This is a genomic window from Mycetocola sp. Y719 (assembly GCF_056713205.1).
This window is the reverse complement of record NZ_JBWYGY010000001.1, coordinates 862,218-881,571: the sequence shown is the minus strand read 5'-3', so window position 1 is coordinate 881,571 and position 19,354 is coordinate 862,218. Positions and strand designations below refer to the sequence as shown.

Below are 19,354 nucleotides of genomic sequence, written 5' to 3'. Positions count from 1 at the left end.
TCGATGACAAGTCCCTTCGGTCGATCTCAACGTGGCACTCCTGGCCGAGGGCTTGCAGGCCGAGAAACCTGAATTGGGCGGAGAGCTGATGGTGGTGCAGAGCGCAGGTATCCTGCTGTATCGACTGACCGATGCGAGGGAGCCCCAGGTGTGGATCGCACATATGGGCGGTCCGTTCTGGGCGAGAAGGCAGGATGCGGCCTGGTCGATTCCGAAGGGGGAGTACGAGCCCGGGGAAGACCCGTTCGTGGCGGCGCGGCGGGAGTTCGAGGAGGAGATCGGCGTGCCGGCGCCCGACACGCAATATGCGTGCCTGGGGGAGTTTCGGCAACCGTCGGGGAAGGTGGTGACGGTGTTCGCCGCGGAGACGGACTTCGCCGTTGATCGTCTGGTGAGCAACACTATTGAGCTCGAGTGGCCCAAGGGATCCGGGGTGAGGCGGGAATTCCCCGAAATTGACGATGCGCGTTGGGTGGGGCTGGCAGAGGCCCGGGTGAAGCTGGTGCGCGGGCAGCTGGCCGTGCTGGATGTTCTGACGGAGAGGCTGCGTGCCGAGGGACGTCTTGGCGGTTAGCCCGGGCACCTGAGCCGGTCACGCCCGAGCGGCCTTGGATCGGCCGACCGACGTTGGGAAGGCGCCTGTTTCGTCGGTGGCACCCCGTTTCGTGCGACGCCGTTACTTCCCGGTGGCCGCTGGCGGGCGCACCGCGCGACGGTTAATCTTAAGTAAATGCTCGCGTGACAGCAGAACCTTTCTGCCAATATCGATCGTATGAATGGTGATGTGAGGGTTCGTCCGCGCGTATGGATCGGGTTGGCGATCTATCTGGGATATGTCGCTGTGGTTTTCACTGTCCAGCGTTTGACCGGTGTCTCCTACGACGATCTCGGTGATAGCGGCGCGACGTTGTTTTGGGGCGCCGGGTTGTCGCTCATCATCGGTGCTGTTTTGCTCGCTCTGACGACGAGCCTCCTCGGTTGGTGGCGACCGGCGATCTTCGAACGAAAACATGGGCCGCGCTGGACGCTCATTGCACCGATCTTGATGACTGTTGCGCTTCTGCTCAATCTGGTGTCGACCGATTGGAGCTCCTACGACCTGGGATTCTTCGCGGCAAGTGTCGTGCTGATCCTGGTTGGTTTCACGGAAGAGCTCGCGACCCGTGGCCTCCTGCTCACCGCGCTTCGCAGCCGACTCCGCGAGGGGTGGGTCTGGTTCATCACATCAGCGCTCTTCGGACTGATGCATCTGGTGAATGCGTTTTCGGGGCAAGACATCGGGACGACGTTGCAGCAGGTGGTTTTCGCCTTTCTGGCCGGTACGGTCTTCTATGTGCTGCGCCGTGCTTCCGGGTCGCTGATTTGGGCAATGGTGCTGCACGGAATGTGGGACTTCTCCACCTTCGCGGTGACTCACGGAGAGCCAGGCCCCCTCGCAGTGCTTGGAGGAACCGTCAACCTCGCGGCTGGTGTCCTTGCGCTTGTGGCGGTGGTGTTTGTCATCCGCAACGCGAACGAAAAGCTGAACTGATGCCACCGTGCATCACGGGGGGAGCCAGATGATCGAGTTGCAGAACGTTTCGAAGCAGTACGACGGAACACTCGCCGTCGACAATCTTTCGTTCGCGTTGAAGCCCGGAATCGTCACGGGTCTCCTCGGCCCGAACGGCGCCGGTAAGTCGACCACAATGCGAATGGTCCTCGGGCTCGATCGACCCTCTTCCGGCTCGATCACCGTCGACGGTAAGCCGTTTCGCGAATCGATCGCTCCGATGCGCACACTCGGAGCGATGCTCGACGCCCATGCCGTTCATCGTGGTCGCACGGCTCGCAACCATCTTCAGGCGCTTGCCGCGACCAACGGCATCCCCGGCTCCAGAATCGACGAGGTGCTTGCCCTGGTGGGACTGACGTCCGTCGCTGATAAGCGCGTCGGCTCGTTCTCGCTCGGGATGGGCCAGCGGCTCGGAATTGCGACGGCACTTCTCGGCGAACCGAGAGCACTGATGCTTGACGAACCGGTCAACGGGCTCGACCCTGAAGGCGTCCTGTGGGTCCGGCAACTGATCCGCTCGCTCGCCGAGCAAGGTACGACCGTGCTTGTGTCGAGCCACCTGATGGCTGAAATGGCGCAGACCGCCGATCACCTCGTCGTGATGGGGCGCGGCCGGCTCATTGCCGATTCCCCGATCGACGACGTCATCGAACGGTTCACACGATCGACCGTGCTCGTGCGAGCGCCGAAACCACACGCGCTCATTGCCGCCATCCGCTCAGAAGGCGGCGACGTGACGGAGAAGTCGGGCGACGAGATCGCCATTTCGGGGATCCCAGTGGAACGGGTGGGAGAGCTTGCCGCTTCGACGACGACTGTGTTGCATGAGCTGGTCGCGCACCATGGTTCGCTCGAGGACGCGTTTCTGCAACTCACGAAAGACGATGTCGAGTTTGCCCCGAGCACGCCGGGGGAGACCGCGTGAGCGCCGCAACGAACGCCGGCATCCGGGTGACGCTTCCCCGTGTCGTGCGAGGCGAATGGATCAAGCTGCGTGGGCAGCGCTCGACCTGGTGGGTGCTCGCACTCGCCGTCGCCGTGCCGTTGCTCGTCATCACCGTATGGGCGCTGAACGCGACACCGGCGTCGTCCGACCCGGTCGACCAGGTGGATGCAGTGCTGGGTTCCGTGACATCCTCGATCTTCGAGGCGCTCGTCCTGTTCATCCTCCTCGGAGCTCTCGTCGGGACGAACGAGTACGACACGCGGACGATCACCACGACCATGGCGGCCGTTCCGCGCAGGTGGCCCGTTGTCGTAGCGAAGACGATCGTCGTCGGAATCATTGCGGCCGTCGTGAGCCTTCTCGTCCTCTTTCTTGGATTCCTCATCGCGTCGGCCATCGTTCCCACGACGACGCCGGTCGGGTTGGGTGACCCTGGCGTCGTCCGCGCTCTCCTCGGGACCGCCCTGTTCGAAACGTCCGCTGCGGTCATCGGGCTCTGCATCGCACTCGTTCTGCGATCCAGTCTCGGGGCGGTCGCCGGCACCTTCGGATTCCTCTATGTGGTGCCGGGCGCACTCAACCTCATCGCGCTCCCACCCGTCGAATCCTTCGCTGATTCGTTCCCCGGCCCCGCGTCCGACTCCCTGATGGCCCTGGCCGCCCCGCTCGACCGCCTCCCATACGAGGCCGCCGCCGCAGCGGTCGTCGTATGGACGTTCGCCTGGATCGTCATCGCCCTTCTCGTGACGCGACGCCGCGACGTCTGACGCGTTGTACCTCAGCCCGCTCCACGATCTTCTTGTTGACGCACGCGGCGGGACAGGTTACTCTGATCAAGTTATACGAATAACCAACTTACGAAGAGGTGAGAGAAATGGCACGCAAGAGCAGCACTCCGACAATGTGGGAGGTCGCCGAGCGTGCCGGCGTTTCACAGGCCACCGTATCGCTCGTTCTCAACAATGTCGGCGGAAGCCGCGTGGCCGAGGCGACGAAGGCTCGGGTCCTGGACGCGGTCGAGGAACTCGGTTTCCGGACCAACGCGTTCGCGAAGTCCCTGCGGAGCGGCAAGTCTGGAATGATCGGATTCATTTCTGACGAAGTCGCCAGCGCACCCTTCGCCGGCAAGCTGCTCAAGGGAAGCCAGCTTTGCGCATGGGAGGCCGGCAACGTCATCCTCAGCGTCGACACCTTCAACGAACCCGAACTCGAAGCGGCAGCAATCGACATGATGCTGTCCTACCGCGTGCAGGGAGTCGTCTACGCGTCGATGTACCACCGTGTCGTCGACGTACCGGCCGCCCTGGCCGGTATCCCCACGGTGGTGGTGAACGCGCAAGATCGCGCCGGCCTCGTGTCCAGCGTCTATCCTGATGAGGAGCTGGGCGGATACACCGCCACGAAACATCTCATCGAAGCCGGCCATACGCGGATCGGGATGATCAACATCCAGCCACCCGAAAGCGACCTGCCTGCCGGAATCGGCCGGCTCGCCGGCTACCGTCGCGCTCTCAGCGAAGCTGGGATCGAACAGGACCCCCGCCTGCTGCGCTACGGTTCCGGAATCGTCGAAGACGGATACGACCTCACTCGAGACCTGTGGAATGAGGGGGACCGGCCGACCGCGATCTTCGCCGGCAACGACCGGACCGCCTGGGGTTCGTATCGAGCCCTTGAGTCCCTCGGCCTGCAGGCCCCTGACGACTGCTCCATTGTCGGCTTCGACAACCAGGACACTCTCGCACCATATCTCGATCCTGGTCTGACCACGGTCGCATTGCCCTACGAACAGATGGCCCGGCGGGCCGTCGAGTTGCTTCTCACCGCTGAGACGCCCACCCAGAATCCCATTGAATGTTCACTGGTCCGTCGTGGATCAGTGGCGAGTGCAAAGGTGCCCGCATGACCACAGAAACCCCGTCGCGGATCCTCTCACCAGAGAGGCCTGCCCCGAAGGCTGGGCGCGTGCGTTCGCACGTACGTCGAGCGCTCCACTCGTGGCAGTTATACGTATTACTAACTCCGGCCGTCATCTACATCATCCTGTTCAAGTACTGGCCGATGTACGGTGCGCAAATCGCGTTCCGCGACTACAACCCGGCGGACGGGTTCGCGGGCAGCCCATGGGTCGGGTTGGAACACTTCATTCGTTTCATCGAATCGTTCCAGTTCGAGCGGCTCCTGGTGAATACCCTCACCGTGAACGCCCTGGGGCTCCTGCTCGCGTTCCCGGTGCCGATCATCCTCGCCCTCATCGTGAACCAGTTGCAGAGCGAGCGGTTCAAGAAGCTCACCCAGACGGTGCTCTACTCGCCGTCATTCATCTCAGTCGTGGTCGTGGTCGGGATGATTCACCTGCTCTTCTCCCCGCGATCGGGCATCGTCAACAACGCCATCGTCACCTTCGGCGGCGATCCGATCTTCTTCATGGGGTCGCCTGACTGGTTCCGGCCGCTGTACATCGGATCTGACATCTGGCAGACCGCCGGTTTCTCGATGATCGTCTACCTCGCCGCACTCACCGCCATCGACCCGGCACTTCATGAAGCGGCCCGCGTCGACGGAGCGAACAAGTGGCAGCGGATCCGGCACATCGACATCCCTGGAATCATGCCCGTGATCACGATCCTGTTCATCCTTGCGATCGGCAACCTGTTCAACCTCGGGTTCGAGAAGGTGCTGCTGATGCAAACCGACCTCAACCTGCCGACTTCCGAGGTCATCCAGACCTACGTGTACAAGGCGGGGCTGCAACAAGCGCAGTTCAGCTACTCGGCCGCAATCGGTCTGTTCAACTCCCTCATCAACCTCGTTCTGCTGCTGACCTTCAACTGGGTCGCCCGCCGTTCGGGCCAATCGAGCCTTTGGTGACGACCCCATGACCCACACACTGCACACCGCGCCCGAACGACTCGACGAGTCGTCTCCCTCAGACGGCCGTCTGACGCCCCCTCGGCCCAGGAAACGCGCCACTTTCGGCGATCGTTTCGCAGATCCGCTGTTCAACACCATCGCGATCGGCGCCCTGATCCTGGCCATGGCCGCGATCATCTACCCGATGTACTTCATCGTCATCGCCTCGGTCAGCGAACCGACCGAAATCCTCAACGGCAACGTCTGGTTGTGGCCGCAGGGCTTCACGATCGAGGGCTACACGAGGATCTTCTCCGACTCCACCATTCTCCGCGGGTTCGGAAACTCCGTCCTCTACACCGTGCTCGGAACGATCATCAGCGTGGCGACGATCCTCTGCGCCGCATACGCCCTGTCACGGAAAGACCTCTACGGCCGCACGTTCTTCATGCTGCTGTTCATCATCACGATGTTCATCGACGGCGGACTCATCGCCCGCTACCTCGTGGTCCGCGACCTGGGCATGCTCGACACCATCTGGGCGGTCGTACTTCCTGGTGCTGTCGGAGTCTGGAACCTCATCATCGCCAGGGCTTTCTTCGAGAACAACGTTCCCGGGGAGCTCCGCGACGCGGCGCAGATGGACGGCGCAAGCGACTTCCGCTTCTTCTTCAGCATCGTGCTTCCCCTGTCCAAGCCGCTGATCTTCCTGATGATCATGATCCACCTCGTCGCCAACTGGAACGCGTTCTTCGACGCACTGATCTTCCTCGACGACGAGAGCAAGTACCCGCTCCAGCTGGTTCTGCGCAACGTGCTCATTCAGTCCGAAGTGACCTCGGCCGGAGGCACGGGTGCACTCGATTCCTACGCCGCAGCCCAACGCCTGGGTGAGCTGATCAAGTACGGAATGATCGTCATCTCCACGATCCCGCTGCTGATCATCCTTCCCTTCATGCAAAAGCACTTCACCAAGGGCGCCCTGCTCGGCGCCGTCAAGAGCTGACCTCCCACATTCCTGCACCACACCTCGAAATCAAAGGACAAAACACATGAGACACCGCCGTTTCTATACCGCCACTGCCATCGCGATTGCGGGCACCGTTCTGCTCGCCGGCTGCGCCGGCGGAGGGGATGCCAAGAAGATCGAAGACAAGTCGGCCGACTTCGGGTTCAACACCGAAGGTCTTCCGATCGTCGACGACACCCTCACCCTCACCTTCGGCGGCACGAAGTCTCCGCTCGCTCCTGAGTACTCCGAGATGGAACTCGTCAAGCAGTGGGAGAAGGACACGAACATCGCGATCAGTTGGAAGAACGTCCCTGAACAGGTGTACGCCGAGAAAAAGAACCTCATGCTCGCCAGCGACGAGCTTCCCGACGTGCTGTACAACTCCGGACTGACCGACGCGGAGATCGTCCAGAACGGTGACAACGGTACCCTGCTACCGCTCGAGGATCTCATCAAGGAACACGCGCCGATTCTCTCCGGCATCCTGAACGATCGTCCAGACATCCGTGCCGCCATCACGGCATCCGACGGCCACATCTACACGCTCCCTTCTGTCGAAGAGCTGGGCATCCTGCAGTACCCGAACTTCCTGTACATCAACACGTCGTGGCTCGATGCTCTCAACCTGCCGATGCCCTCGACCATCGAGGAATACCGCGACGCTCTCGAAGCATTCAGGACTCAGGACCCGAACGGGAACGGCAAAACGGATGAGATCCCGCTGTCTTTCAGGACCGACTCCTTCTGCGCCAACCCCAACGACCTCATCGCCGCACTCGGCGGCCAGCCCGAGAACAACGACCACCGCATCGTCCGTGACGACAAGGTCGAGTTCACCGCGAACACCGACGGCTACAAGGCGGGCGTCGCCGCGCTGGCAGACTGGCACGCCGATGGGCTGATCGACCCCGAATCCTTCTCCCAGGACGACGTCGCCTACCTGTCGAAGGGCAAGGCAGCGACCCCGGTCCTCGGTTCGTTCTTCTGGTGGGAACTGAAAGAGATGGTCGGTGACGACAGAGTCGGCGACTACGAGATGGTCGGCATCCTCGAAGGCGTCGACGGCGAGCAGCTGGCCAGCGTGGCGAACAACCAGGAGATCGGCCGTGGCGCCATGGCAATCACCCGCGCCAACGAATACCCCGCCGCCACCATGCGCTGGGCAGACCGGCTGTTCGACCCGGTGATGTCCGCGCAGGTCAACTGGGGACCGATCGGCGTCACCCTCGAAGAAGACGAGAACGGAGTCCTCCAACAGATCCCCGCAGCAGCAGGGGAGTCCGAGGGCGAACGCCGTCAGAAGGTCGCCCCGGGCGGACCGAAGATCACCACCAAGGAAGACTTCGAAACCGTCGTCGCACCCGAGCCGCGCGCCAAGGAACGACAGGACCTCGTCGCCGAGTACTACGCCCCACACAAGGCCAACGACGCCTACCCGCCCGTGATGCTGTCGAACGATGAACTGGATCAGGTGTCCTTCGCCGTCACCGACATCAACACCCTCGTCAAGGAGAAGTTCGCGTCGTGGATCGTCAACGGCACAGTCGACGACGAATGGGACGGCTATGTCTCCCAGCTCGAGTCGATGGGCATCGATGACGTCATCGCCACATACCAGAGCGCATACGACCGCTTCCAGCAAGGCGGCAAGTAGCCGGTAGCCGGTGCAGGAAGAGACCCTTCCTGCACCGGCTCAAATCTCTGCAAATTTTGCACCGAATGCTCACCCCAACCGATCCACCAGGAGTTCTCTGTGACCGCGCCCCGCCCCGAAGTGACCACCGTCGCCGACCAGCCCACCAGCACTCCGGCGCGCCCGGCAGCACACTTCACCGCTGCCGCCTCGTGGCTCAACGACCCCAACGGGCTGCTCTTTCACGACGGCGTCTACCACCTCTTCTTCCAGACGAACCCGCACGCGAACGTCTGGGGCAACTTGTCCTGGGGTCACGCCACCTCGACAGATCTGATCACGTGGACCGAGCAGGACATCGCGATCCCGTACACCGCAGAGGAAATGGTGTTCTCCGGTAGCGCCGTCGCCGACGTCAATAACACGGCCGGGTTCGCTGCCTCGGGGGAGACCGCGCTCGTCGCGATCTTCACCAGTGCCAGACCACCGCGGGACGGTCACCCCGGATCTCAGGCTCAGTCCCTCGCGTACAGCGTGGACAGAGGAGCGACCTGGACCCGTTATGCCGGGAACCCGGTCCTGGACATCGGCTCGGATGAGTTCCGGGACCCGAAGGTCTTCTGGTACGGCGGCACCGACGGACACTGGGTCATGGTCGCCGTCGAAGCCGTGGCGCGCGAGGTCGTCGTCTACACCTCCGATAATCTCCGTGACTGGAACCTGAAATCACGCTTCGGACCCGCCCACGCCGTCGACGGCGTCTGGGAGTGCCCCGACCTGTTCCCGCTCCGCGTCGACGGGACCGACGAGACCCGATGGGTACTCGTCGTGAGCCTGAACCCGGGCGGCATCGCCGGTGGCTCCGGCGCCCAATACTTCATCGGGGACTTCGATGGCGCGACGTTCACTGCGGATAGACTCACGGATTCCAAGAACCTCGCAGACTACGACTGGCTGGACTACGGCCGCGACTACTACGCACCCGTCTCTTTCAACGACGCACCGGATGGACGGCGCCTCATGATCGGCTGGGCCAGCAACTGGCAGTATGCAGGGCACACCCCCACGCACCCCTGGCGGTCCGCCATGTCACTCGTCCGCGAAGTTGTGCTCGTTCGCGACGGTGGCGGTCAGCTCCGGGTTCGACAGCAACCCGTGCTTCCCGCCGGCACCGTCGGAGTCGACATTTTCGAACTGTCCGTTCCGTGTGGTCCCAACGACAGGAACGCTGTGGTTCTGACGGGTGAGGGCGGCGCGGATCGCGTCGTCATCACGATCGACGGAGACGACAGAAGCATCACGTTCGACCGGACCCAAAGCGGGAACGTCACTTTCCACCCGGATTTCCCTTCCGTCGACTGGGCGCCGCTGCCCGCTGGCCACACTGGCGAGATCGACGTGCGCGTGATCGTCGACGCGTCGATCGTCGAGGTCTATGCCGCCGGCGGCCTCATCACCTTCACCGAACAGGTTCATCCTTCGGTTCCGCTGACCACGCTGCATATCGAGCCGATCGACGTCCACTGACAAAGACTGCCACGAGAGGACCTGGAGGATGAGCGAAAGCAGCAACTCCACCACTGAGGGCGATGTATTGGTCGTCGGGGAGACGATCATCGACATCGTCGACCGCGGCAGCGCACGTACTGAACACGTCGGCGGCTCGCCCGCCAACGTCGCGCTCACCCTCGCACGGCTCGGCCACCCTGTGAGACTCGTCACCGACATCGCCGCCGACGACCGGGGTCGACGTGCCCGCTCGCGCCTCGCCGAGTCACACGTACGGGTCATCTCCAGGGCCGCGGAGCGGACGCCAACTGCACTCGCCCGAATACAGATCGATGGATCTGCCGAATACACATTTGACATCGCGTGGGACCCTGTGGCACCGGAAGTTCGGGGAGCGGCGCATGTTCACGTCGGGTCGATCGCGGCCTTCCTCGCCCCGGGCGCGGACAAAGTCCGCGAACTCCTCAGCACGCTTCCCGCCGGAGTCACCAGCAGCTTCGACCCCAACATCAGACCGTCGATCATCGGTCCCCATCACGAGGCCCTCAAGCAGTTCGAGGCCTTAGCCTCCGTTGCCGACGTCGTGAAGTTGAGTGACGAAGACGCGCTCTGGCTGTACCCGGGCGAAACTCCCGCACGGGTGATCGCCCTATTGCTTGCGCTCGACGTTCGACTCGCCATCATCACCCGTGGCGGGGATGGCCTGTTGCTCGCATCGGGACACGCCAGCGTCGACGTGCCCGCCGCAAGCATCACCGTGGCCGACACGATCGGATCTGGGGACTCCGCCATGGGTGCGATCATCGACGGCGTGCGGCGAGAAGGACTCGAAGAACTTTCCGCTCCAACGCTTCGTCGAATCGGCGACTGGGCGGCAACCGTCGCGGGCGCCACGACCTCCCGGGCAGGAGCGAATCCGCCGTGGCGACGCGAGCTGAGGACACGATTCGGGCTCGAGCCCGATGTCACGGACTCAAGTGTGCCCTGTCGTTGAAGCGGTGGACGATGTGATGTCCACCGGCGCGGAGCTCGATTTCAGTGATCGCCGCGTTCGCCACAGCCAGGTGGGTCCACGACGACTCGGATGCATCCAACGCTCGCGCCACAAACCAGGCGACGACAAACGCATGTGTGACCGCCACGACCGTCCCTGGACTGTCGAACTCCGAGGAGATCGTCGTCCACGCAGCGGAGAGGGCTGCCCCACCCGGATCCCTGTCGACAGTGGGAATGTCGGTGAACCACTCCCGTCGCGCTTGCGAATAGTCGCCCCAGCGACCATCAGCGGGATACGGTGTTCGGTCGTCCAGCAGCTCGGTTCGCAGTCGTTCGCATCCGACCAGGTTTTCGATCGTGATTGCTGTCTGTTCGGTCCTGAGTCTCGGCCCATGCCAGACGACGCCAACGTCGAGTTCCGCGAGAGCCGTGGCCAACTGTTCCGCCTGAACCACCCCTTTCGGAGAGAGGCCCGGGTCATCAGCGTCGTGACCGGTTGCATCCGCATGCCGGATCAGTAGAAGTCGTGGCATGACGTCATGCTGCCACACCGATCGTCGGGCCGGTTCCTGTGTTGGCGTAACTCATCACGAGGTTCGATCGGGGCCCTCGGCGTCGCGCCCTATCGCGCGGTGTACGTCTCCACGGCCGACGAAGCGGAGAACCCGGCCTGCACTCCGCCGCCGGCCACCGTGATTCTGTTCCCGGTGAGCACAGGGAAAATACCGTGCCGGGCGGTCAACATCGGTGTTCCGAGGCGCCAGGTGTTCGTCACCGGGTTGTAGATGTCGACCCGGGAGTACACGTTCCGGTTGGTGGCTCCGGGGCCGTTCTGGGTCTCGCCACCCATCACATACAATTCACCCCCAAAGAACACTGCCTTGCCCATCCCACCCCTGGCCTGGGGGAGCGCTGCGAGCCCAGACCCAGCTGTCGTGCTGGAGCGCCACGTGTTGGTTGCCGGGTTGTAGACCTGCAGGGTGTTGAACCCGTTTGCGACCGTGTTCCCGTCTCCGCTGCCGGGGCCGCGACCGCCGGCCACGAAGAGCAGGGAGCCATCGGTAGTCGATGCGGCGTGGTTGCGACCCAGCGGCATCGCGGCCATTTCCGTCCACGTATTCGAGGCGGGGTCGTAGCGGGCCGTGCGGTTCGTCGTGACCGACCCGATGATGCCGCCCGCCAGGTAGATCCGCCCTCCGATGAGGGCGGAGGAGCTGGATCCGGCGGCAAACGGCATGTCTTTGCCGAGCGTCCAGGCGTTCGTCGCCGGGTCGTAGATCTGCACCTTGCCCGCCCCGGCGCCCAGACCGCCGAGGAGGTACAGCTTGCCGTTGACCACCTCAGCAGCGTGGTGGTGACCGACGAACGGCCGGACAGGCAGGTTGGAGCGCCAGACGCCAGTTGCCAGGTCCAGTGCGAGGGTCGCGTTGCTGCTCTCACCGACCAGGTAGAGGGTGGATCCGATACGGCCGCCGGCAACTTCGCCGAGCGCGACGGGCATCGACGGGCCGGTCTCCCATCGCGCGGCGAAGCGGCCCGCATAGGTGCTGGTCGCGAGGCTGCCACCCGTGAGGTAGACGACACCATTCACGAGTCCCGCCACCGAGGTCTTGCGGCCGCCCGGAAGCGAGGGAAGCTTCGACCAGGTGTTGCTCTCAGGCGCGTACGCCGTCACATCGCTGCTCGCCGTGTTGCCCGGGTTGGTTCCGCCGAGCACCAGGATCTGCCCGTCGCGCACCACGCTCACGATGTGGCTGCGGGCCTTGGGCAGGCTCGCCATCTTCGTCCAGGCGTTTGTGGCCGGATCGAACCGATGGACATCGGACTGTAGGCCGGTATTCTCGTTCTCATTGTGCTGGCCGCCGATCGCGTAGATCTTGCCGTCGACAGTCGCGCCTGCGAGGTGATTCCGCGGATTCGGCAGGGCTGCGCGAGCGGCCCAGGAGGTTCCGTTGTCCAGGTTCAGCACCCAGTGGTCTGGCTGATCCGGGTCGGCCGTCGACCCGGCCACGCGGCTGGTGCCGCCGAAGAAGTGCAACTCCCGCCCCACGATCGCCGCGCCGCCCGCGCCCCGTGGTGCAGGAAGCAGCGGTCCGCGAGTGTACGTGCGATTGACGGTGTCGTACTTCCACACGCTTCGGGTTGAGGGCCCAGGGTGGTTGTCGACGTAACCGCCGACCAGCCAGACGGTGTTGCCATCGGCGGCCACCGCCGAGTGCGTCAGCTCCTCCGGCAGATCAGGGAGTTGCGACCAGGAGTTCGCGGCAGGGTCGTAGACGTCGCTTCTCGCCGTGGTGGTTGTGCCGGTGTAAAAACCTCCGAACACGTAGAGCTTGCCTGCCACGACGGCGCCCTGGCCTTCAGAGCGCGCGATCGGTGACTGCGCTCGTGTATCCCAGGTGAACGGGGTGGAATCTCCGGTCGGAAGCGGGGGAGTCGTCGGGCCGCCGGCAGGCGGAAGGACGGTTATTGCCGCGACGGATGGTTGATCGACTTTCGCCGTGAACGCGATGTCCAGCCGGCCATCCGTGACGGGAACGGCGAAGGAGCGTGTCGTGGCCGTCATCGCGCCCACGGTCGCGAAGATGTCGAAGTCGACCAGCTCAGCGTTGCCGCCTTCGAAGTTCGCGCTGAAGACGCGCTTGCCTGCACCGCCGGGGCCGCCTCCAGTCGCGCCGTGGTAGATCTCCGCGAAGTGGAGCGTGACGTTGTGCGTTCCGGAAGCGCTGACGGGAATGGAATAGCTGAACCCGCCGAGCCTCTGGGTGGCGCTGCGCTCATTGAGATAGACCAAATCGTCGGTCGTTCCCGCGATCGCCGTGACAGCTGGGTTGGAGTACGACTTTCCGCCAGAGAAATTCGCGTCAGCGGCCCAGGTCGCGCCGCCCGTCGTAACCGCGCCACCACCGGCATTCCAACGCAGCGCCGATGCCGGTGCGGGCGGCTGTGGCTCCGGGATGTTGTCGACGGTGAATGTCGTCTCACCGGTGAGCATGTCGCCGTCGGTGTATGTCACCCGCGTCGAGATCGTGTGGGAGCCTTCGCTGACCTTCGTCGTGTCGAAGGAGTTCGCGGTGGCCGTGGATCCGCCCGCGAAGTCGTAAGGAGCGCCTCGCTCGACTTGGCGCGGAGCGCCGGTCATCGACGTGTTGTCGAGCCAGAACTCCACAACGCTGATTCCCGTTTGTTCCGGCAAGAACGGGTAGATCGGTCCCTTGACCGTCGCGCCGCTGAGCGATGCGGCTGCGGACCGGTTGGCCGCAGAGCTGACGAGAAGCGAGGGCAGGTCCCCCTCGTGCGCGCCGGCCGGCTGCGGCGTGGCGACGACGAGGGTGGCCGCGACGGCAATTGCTGCGAAAACGGCGACGGTGCGCCGTCGAATTCCTTGCCCTTCGGCGCGAAGGCGCTGAGCGTGGAGCGGAGTTGGCGACATCGGCTTCTCCTCAGGTTTCGGGTACCCGGACGACTTCGCACGGACCGTCGAGGGACGCGGCCGGCGAAGCGTGGCTCGCACGTTACTCCCCATCAGGAGGTGAATGCGAGCATTTCTCAGATATTGGTCGCGACGCGGATGCCTGACCGAGCTTCGGCAACGACGTCATCGGTACCTGTGACGGAGTGGCCGACACCGCGGACGGCGCCGGCACGACCACTGGCACAGGTCGTGTCACCGAAAGCACACTCCGTATGAAGCGGCCGTATCACTCGGGCGATGCGAATGACTACTCGTACGAGCCGTCGACCTCCTTGTCCAGCTCGTCGTCGTCGACGGCCAGATCCCTCCTGGTCACCTTCGTCGAATTGGTCAGGAGTTTCTCCACCTCGTCAGCCTCGGCGGGAGCGACCACGAAGACGATTCCCGCGCTTCCGGCGTCCAGTGTCGCGCCGATCGCGTCGAGGTCCTGTGAGGGGGTCTTCCGTTTGATGTGTCCAGCGATGGCGCCGATTCCGGCTCCTGATCCGCCGGCCACGACGAGCGCACCGCCGAGGGCGACCGCCGGGAACAGGGCCACGGCGAGTCCGCTGGCAAGGCCGATGCCCAGGCCTTTCCTCGTTCCATGGCTCTTTCCGCCGTCATCCCGCCTGACGATGGAGAGTTTCCCATCGAGACCGCGCGTGATCACGGCGGCATCCAGCGGACCGTGCCCGTGGTTGGCGTCGTCTTTGTAGTGGGAAGACAGGTTGTCGAAGTCTGCCACTGCCCTGTCCTCGCTTGCGTACTGCGCTGCTACCGCTACATACGTTTCTTCGGCCATGATTATCTCCTTCTCGTTGGGGACGGCACTATCGTCGACAGGCCGTCCGTGGTTCATTTGATGGGCTGCGACGCAGAGAACTCCTCGATGAAGAGCGTCTGCGCGACGATCATGCGTTCGATCTCACCGGGGTCGACTGACTCATCCGATGCGTGAATGCGCGATTTTTCGGTGTCCTCGACACCCCACAGCACGATTGCGGCGCCTGGCGCCACCTTTTTGAGCGAGGCCACGAGCGGGATCGAAGCGCCGCTGCCGATTGACTCGACGGATGCGCCGTACGCCTTCGCCAGTGCATCCGTCGCTGCGACGATTGCGGGGTGCGACTCGTCGACCTCGAACGGGTTGCCGACCTTCACCCTTTCGACAACCACCTCGCAGTTCCAGGGACGCTGCGCGCGGAGGTGGGACATCAGCGCCTCGAGCTGAGCATCCGCGTCCGAACCCGGGATGACGCGCATGGAGAGCTTCGCCGTGACTTCGGGGAGGAGCACATTCGACGCCTCAGCTGTGTTCGGAAGGTCCATGCCGAGCACCGTCACCGAGGGCTTCATCCAGATCCGGTCCGACAACGATCCCGTTCCCAGGAACTCGACGCCAGGCAGGATGGATGAGCCGTCACGGTAGACGGCTTCGTCCATGTCTGCGCCCTCCCAGCGGCCGCTGTCGACACCGCTGATCGTGGTATCGCCGTGCTCATCGTGCAGAGTGTCGAGGATGCGGATCATGGCGGTCATCGCATCGGGAGCCGCCCCGCCGAACATCCCCGAGTGCACGGGATTGCCGAGCGTTCGCACGGTGACGGTGCAGGCCACGTCACCGCGGAGCGCCGTCGTCAGCCCGGGCCGCCCGACAGCCTGCGGGCCGATGTCGGCAATCACTGCTGCGTCACAGGCGAACAGCTCCGGGTTGGCCTCGACGAATCCCTCGAGGTGCGAGATGGTCTCCTCCTCGCCCTCGATCAGGATCTTGATATTGCAGGGCCAGGAGGGGCCCAGAAGCTTGAGCGTCGCGTAGTGGATGACGAGCCCGGATTTGTCGTCTGCGGCGCCACGGCCGTAGATCCGCTCATCATCCTTCGTGACTGGCTCAAACGGTTCGCTCGACCAGCCCTGGCTGGCCGGTGCCGGCTGCACGTCGTAGTGCGCATACAGAAGAACGGTCGGCGTACCCTCGGGGCCGGCAAGGTCTGCATAGACGCAGGGATATCCATCCGGAACCTGGAGGAGCCGGACGCCAGTGGCACCCGCGGCGGTGAACAGATCAACGACTGCCTGGCCCATGCGTTGAACGGGCTCGGCGTCGAACCCAGGAAAGGCCACTGATGGGATACGCACGAGCTCCTCGAGGCGTTCGATCACCTCCGGCATCAGGCGTGCGGCATTCGTTGACGTGTCTTCGGACATACTTCCTCCTCCGTGACGGACGATGGGCTCACTCGGATCTGGTCGATTGGATCAGGCGGGAATCAGGAGCTGGATCAGGAGCCCGGACGCCACGACGGCGACCCAGGAGACCAGCATCGGAACCGTGAAGGAGTGCCAGATCGGCACCTGCGTCAGCTTCGTCGAGCCCGTGAGGTCCGTCTCGACCGAGGCGATCTGGCCGCCGTTCGCGGGGAACAGCCACACGCCGATCAGCGACGGCCACATGGCCGTGATGACGCCAGGGGCGAGGCCTGCGGCGAGCGCGATCGGGATCAGCGTGTTGGTCGTCGCCGATTGGCTCGTCGTGAGGCCACAGACGAGGAACAGTGCGACGGCAAGCAGAAGCGGGTTTGTTTCGATCAGGGCGCCCAACGGCTCGATGATCGTCTCCTCGTTAGCGGAGATGAACGTATCGGCCATCCAGGCGATCCCGAAAAGGGCGACGGCGGCGACGTACCCGGCACGAAGCAGCGGCTGCTCGACGACCAGTGACGGCTTCACTCGTCGGACGAGGATGATGACGAGCGCAACGGTGAACATCACCATTTCGATCACTGTCGACATCGAAAGGGAGACGAGCTCGCCTTCCTCGTCCGGGAACGCGGGCCGGAGACCCGGGAAGAGCCCCAGAAGTACCACGAGAAGCGTGCCGGCGATGAAGATCCATGCCGCAGTGGCGCCTCCCGGGGGCACCGGATGCTCTATCGGAACCGGCCGCGAGGCTTTCGTCCGCCGGGGCGCGCCTCCCGCTGGACCTGAACCGCCTCCCGCTGTGACGATCTCCGGCTCCTCCACGATCTCAGTCGTGCGTTCGCCGGCGAATTCGCCGGCGAGCGCCGGCGGAACCTCGATGACGCCTTCCTCCACGCGCTTGACGAACGCGGGATCTTCTACGAGTTCCTTGCCGATGCGCTGCTGCACGAACGACGTGGCGAGGCACGCAATGATTGCTGCAGGCACCGTGATCATCAGGATCTGGGGGAGGCCGAAACTGTCAGTCTCGACGAGCACCAGGTACGCGGCCATCGCCGCGGATACCGGGCTGGCGGTGATGCCGAGGCCAGACGTCACCGTCGAAGATGCGAGCGCGCGTTCGGGACGTTGGCCGTTTCGGTATGCCGTCTCATAGATCACCGGGATGAGGGCGATGAAGATGTTCGAGGTTCCGGAGAGCACGGTGAAGACGAAGGCGACGATGGGGGCCACGTAGGTGAGCCGTTTCGGGCTGCGCTGGATGATTTTCGATGCGATCGATACCAGGTAGTCGATGCCGCCAGCTGCCTGCATGGCGGACGACGCCGTGATGACGGCAATGATGATGAAGAACGCATCGATGGGAGGCGAGCCGGGCGGGAGGCGGAAGCCGAATACGAGGATCGCCGTACCGAGCACACCCCAGAGCCCGAGCCCGATGCCGCCAGTTCGCACTCCCATCACGATCGCGCCAATGACGACCACTGCCTGCAGAATGACCGTCACGAGTTCCATGAGAATCCCCCCACCTGGAGCGAAATGCCGCTTTCGCTAACAATCTCGTTCGAACGCGTCGGGGGATTCACCCGAAACGAATGAGTTCCGCAGCAGCCGACCGCTTGCCCAGGCCCAATCGCGGGGAGCATCATTGTCGTCACCAAAGAGGGGGGACTCTGTGACTGCTCCGAGTGCAACCAAGCGTATGACCGTGCTTCAGGCGACGTTCATCGGCGTCGGTTCGATGGTCGGGGCGGGGATCTTCGCCCTTCTCGGCGCGGCGGGGGCGGTCGCCGGTTCGGCGGTCTGGCTGTCGTTCCTCATCGCCGGGGCGATCGCGGGTCTGCAGGGCTATTCCTTCGCCAAGCTCGGCGCGCAGTACCCTTCCGGCGGCGGTCTGCTGACGTATCTCTCGCGCGGATTCGGTGAGGGGCACATAGCAGGGATCGGGGCGTGGTTGTTCTTCACCGCGGGTTCGATCGTGGTCGCGATGATCGCGTCGTCCTTTGGCGGGTACGCCAGCTCCGTGGTCGCAGGCAGCGACCCGTCGTGGGCGAAGGCTCTGGGTGTGCTGCTCATTCTGGTGATGACGGGGCTGAACGCCATCGGGTCGACTGCGGTCGCGCGAGTGCAGTCAATTCTCGTCACTTTGGTTCTGGCGATCCTGATCGTGTTCGCCGCCGTGACGATCGTGAACCTGGACCCGGCCCTACTCGCTCCGAGTGGCTATCCCGGGCTCCGCGAAATCATCGCGAGCGTCGCGCTCACCTTCTTCGCCTTCCTCGGATTCGGTGTCATCACCTTCACCGCGAAGGACCTGCCGAACCCGGCGCGACAGCTTCCGCGAGCCATCTACTTCGCTCTCGCGATCGCCACCGCTGTCTACGTCGCCGTGTCGATCGGTGTGTTCGGAACCCTCACCGCCGAGCAGGTCGTTGAGTACGGGGCGACTGCCATCGCCGAGGCGGCCAAACCGACGCTCGGCCAGGCGGGATACATCCTCATGGTGATCACGGCATTGCTATCGACGACTGGTGCCGTCAACGCCGGTCTCTATCCTTCGATCGGAATGACGCGAAATCTTGCGTCGATCGGCCAGTTCCCGCCCGTCTTCGGGCGTTTGTTGGGACGATTCCCCGTCGGTCTCGTGGTCATGGCCGCGTTCGCGAGCGTGCTGGTGGTCTGGTTCGACCTCACGAGTATCGCCTCGATCGGAAGCGCGGTCGCATTGCTCGTCTTCTCGACGGTCACCGTTGGACATTTCCGCCTGTACCGGAAGACTGGGGCGAGCATCATCGTTCTCGTCATCGCGCTGATCGCGACCCTGGGGACGTTGATCATCTTCTGCACGACGACATTGGTGAACGAACCCGCGACGGCGATTGCACTCGTCGTGATCGTTGTGCTCGCCATTGCGATCGATCTGCTCTGGAAGCGGACCCGGAGCGCCCGAGAGACTGCCACGACGTCAGAGGTCAACGACAACTGAGGGCGCCGGAATCCTCACTCCGAGCGATCCGGCTCCACCGCCGACGTGGCCGCGGCCGCCGGTAGAGGCCTTTCGCGAAGGGGCGGCACAATCTGTGATTCCTCTGAGTCCGCAGACTGCGAACGCGCCTCGATCAGGTTGGTGATGTCGATGGGTTGTGTCGCAATGGGGTCAACTGCTGTCGGCTCGATGGGCTCCACGGTCATAC

Annotated in this window: 16 protein-coding genes; 11 read left to right on the top strand and 5 right to left on the bottom strand. The window is 63.8% G+C overall.

Going from position 1 to position 19,354, the window contains the following annotated elements:
* The first annotated feature begins 31 nt into the window (after positions 1-31).
* The 10 genes from AC1M0F_RS04075 to AC1M0F_RS04030 all read left to right on the top strand — a co-directional run bounded on the left by AC1M0F_RS04075 (position 32) and on the right by AC1M0F_RS04030 (position 10,502).
* Positions 32-574, top strand: coding sequence for an NUDIX hydrolase (locus AC1M0F_RS04075; RefSeq protein WP_480236914.1), 543 nt, complete (start codon positions 32-34; stop codon positions 572-574).
* Between the two features lie 198 nt (positions 575-772).
* Positions 773-1,531 (top strand): CPBP family intramembrane glutamic endopeptidase, encoded by a 759-nt coding sequence (locus AC1M0F_RS04070; protein WP_480236913.1) that lies wholly within the window; start codon positions 773-775, stop codon positions 1,529-1,531.
* Positions 1,532-1,559: 28 nt separating this feature from the next.
* Positions 1,560-2,480 (top strand): ABC transporter ATP-binding protein, encoded by a 921-nt coding sequence (locus AC1M0F_RS04065; RefSeq protein ID WP_480236912.1) that lies wholly within the window; start codon positions 1,560-1,562, stop codon positions 2,478-2,480.
* Positions 2,477-3,268 (top strand): ABC transporter permease, encoded by a 792-nt coding sequence (locus tag AC1M0F_RS04060; protein ID WP_480236911.1) that lies wholly within the window; start codon positions 2,477-2,479, stop codon positions 3,266-3,268. The genes AC1M0F_RS04065 and AC1M0F_RS04060 overlap by 4 nt, the downstream gene beginning before the upstream one ends.
* Before the next feature lie 107 nt (positions 3,269-3,375).
* Complete coding sequence (locus tag AC1M0F_RS04055) at positions 3,376-4,407, top strand: LacI family DNA-binding transcriptional regulator (protein ID WP_480236910.1); 1,032 nt, start codon at positions 3,376-3,378, stop codon at positions 4,405-4,407.
* Positions 4,404-5,372 (top strand): ABC transporter permease, encoded by a 969-nt coding sequence (locus AC1M0F_RS04050; RefSeq protein WP_480236909.1) that lies wholly within the window; start codon positions 4,404-4,406, stop codon positions 5,370-5,372. The genes AC1M0F_RS04055 and AC1M0F_RS04050 overlap by 4 nt, the downstream gene beginning before the upstream one ends.
* A 7-nt stretch (positions 5,373-5,379) precedes the next feature.
* A complete protein-coding gene (locus AC1M0F_RS04045) occupies positions 5,380-6,360 on the top strand; it encodes a carbohydrate ABC transporter permease (protein ID WP_480236908.1) in 981 nt (326 codons plus the stop codon).
* A gap of 46 nt (positions 6,361-6,406) precedes the next feature.
* Positions 6,407-8,020, top strand: a complete 1,614-nt coding sequence (locus AC1M0F_RS04040; RefSeq protein WP_480236907.1) for an ABC transporter substrate-binding protein — start codon at positions 6,407-6,409, stop codon at positions 8,018-8,020.
* Positions 8,021-8,119: 99 nt separating this feature from the next.
* Positions 8,120-9,526 carry a glycoside hydrolase family 32 protein gene (locus AC1M0F_RS04035; RefSeq protein ID WP_480236906.1) on the top strand — a complete coding sequence of 469 codons (1,407 nt, stop codon included), beginning with the start codon at positions 8,120-8,122 and terminating at the stop codon, positions 9,524-9,526.
* Positions 9,527-9,554: 28 nt separating this feature from the next.
* Positions 9,555-10,502: a carbohydrate kinase family protein gene (locus AC1M0F_RS04030; protein ID WP_480236905.1), complete on the top strand. Its 948-nt coding sequence runs from the start codon at positions 9,555-9,557 to the stop codon at positions 10,500-10,502.
* Here the strand turns inward: AC1M0F_RS04030 and AC1M0F_RS04025 are convergent.
* The 5 genes from AC1M0F_RS04025 to AC1M0F_RS04005 form a co-directional block, all read right to left on the bottom strand.
* Positions 10,474-11,037 carry a histidine phosphatase family protein gene (locus AC1M0F_RS04025; RefSeq protein WP_480236904.1) on the bottom strand — a complete coding sequence of 188 codons (564 nt, stop codon included), beginning with the start codon at positions 11,035-11,037 and terminating at the stop codon, positions 10,474-10,476. The genes AC1M0F_RS04030 and AC1M0F_RS04025 overlap by 29 nt on opposite strands.
* Positions 11,038-11,126: 89 nt before the next feature.
* Complete coding sequence (locus AC1M0F_RS04020; protein WP_480236903.1) at positions 11,127-13,937, bottom strand: Kelch repeat-containing protein; 2,811 nt, start codon at positions 13,935-13,937, stop codon at positions 11,127-11,129.
* A 289-nt stretch (positions 13,938-14,226) separates the two neighbouring features.
* Positions 14,227-14,760: a DUF1269 domain-containing protein gene (locus tag AC1M0F_RS04015; protein ID WP_480236902.1), complete on the bottom strand. Its 534-nt coding sequence runs from the start codon at positions 14,758-14,760 to the stop codon at positions 14,227-14,229.
* Positions 14,761-14,813: 53 nt separating this feature from the next.
* The gene (locus AC1M0F_RS04010) at positions 14,814-16,166 is read right to left on the bottom strand and encodes a M20/M25/M40 family metallo-hydrolase (RefSeq protein WP_480236901.1); all 1,353 of its coding nucleotides are present in this window, start codon (positions 16,164-16,166) and stop codon (positions 14,814-14,816) included.
* Between the two features lie 51 nt (positions 16,167-16,217).
* Positions 16,218-17,675: an SLC13 family permease gene (locus AC1M0F_RS04005; protein WP_480236900.1), complete on the bottom strand. Its 1,458-nt coding sequence runs from the start codon at positions 17,673-17,675 to the stop codon at positions 16,218-16,220.
* Positions 17,676-17,862: 187 nt separating this feature from the next.
* Between AC1M0F_RS04005 and AC1M0F_RS04000 the strand changes: the two genes are divergently transcribed.
* Complete coding sequence (locus tag AC1M0F_RS04000; protein WP_480237358.1) at positions 17,863-19,146, top strand: APC family permease; 1,284 nt, start codon at positions 17,863-17,865, stop codon at positions 19,144-19,146.
* The last annotated feature ends 208 nt before the right edge of the window (positions 19,147-19,354 follow it).

Excerpts from the sequence above, each read along its gene's own strand:
- AC1M0F_RS04000 (WP_480237358.1), top strand. The coding sequence starts at position 17,863 with ATGACCGTGCTTCAGGCGACGTTCATCGGCGTCGGTTCGATGGTCGGG.
- AC1M0F_RS04055 (WP_480236910.1), top strand. The coding sequence starts at position 3,376 with ATGGCACGCAAGAGCAGCACTCCGACAATGTGGGAGGTCGCCGAGCGT.
- AC1M0F_RS04030 (WP_480236905.1), top strand. The coding sequence starts at position 9,555 with ATGAGCGAAAGCAGCAACTCCACCACTGAGGGCGATGTATTGGTCGTC.
- AC1M0F_RS04040 (WP_480236907.1), top strand. The coding sequence starts at position 6,407 with ATGAGACACCGCCGTTTCTATACCGCCACTGCCATCGCGATTGCGGGC.
- AC1M0F_RS04005 (WP_480236900.1), bottom strand. The coding sequence starts at position 17,675 with ATGGAACTCGTGACGGTCATTCTGCAGGCAGTGGTCGTCATTGGCGCG.
- AC1M0F_RS04015 (WP_480236902.1), bottom strand. The coding sequence starts at position 14,760 with ATGGCCGAAGAAACGTATGTAGCGGTAGCAGCGCAGTACGCAAGCGAG.
- AC1M0F_RS04025 (WP_480236904.1), bottom strand. The coding sequence starts at position 11,037 with ATGCCACGACTTCTACTGATCCGGCATGCGGATGCAACCGGTCACGAC.
- AC1M0F_RS04045 (WP_480236908.1), top strand. The coding sequence starts at position 5,380 with ATGACCCACACACTGCACACCGCGCCCGAACGACTCGACGAGTCGTCT.
- AC1M0F_RS04050 (WP_480236909.1), top strand. The coding sequence starts at position 4,404 with ATGACCACAGAAACCCCGTCGCGGATCCTCTCACCAGAGAGGCCTGCC.
- AC1M0F_RS04010 (WP_480236901.1), bottom strand. The coding sequence starts at position 16,166 with ATGTCCGAAGACACGTCAACGAATGCCGCACGCCTGATGCCGGAGGTG.
- AC1M0F_RS04065 (WP_480236912.1), top strand. The coding sequence starts at position 1,560 with ATGATCGAGTTGCAGAACGTTTCGAAGCAGTACGACGGAACACTCGCC.
- AC1M0F_RS04020 (WP_480236903.1), bottom strand. The coding sequence starts at position 13,937 with ATGTCGCCAACTCCGCTCCACGCTCAGCGCCTTCGCGCCGAAGGGCAA.
- AC1M0F_RS04070 (WP_480236913.1), top strand. The coding sequence starts at position 773 with ATGAATGGTGATGTGAGGGTTCGTCCGCGCGTATGGATCGGGTTGGCG.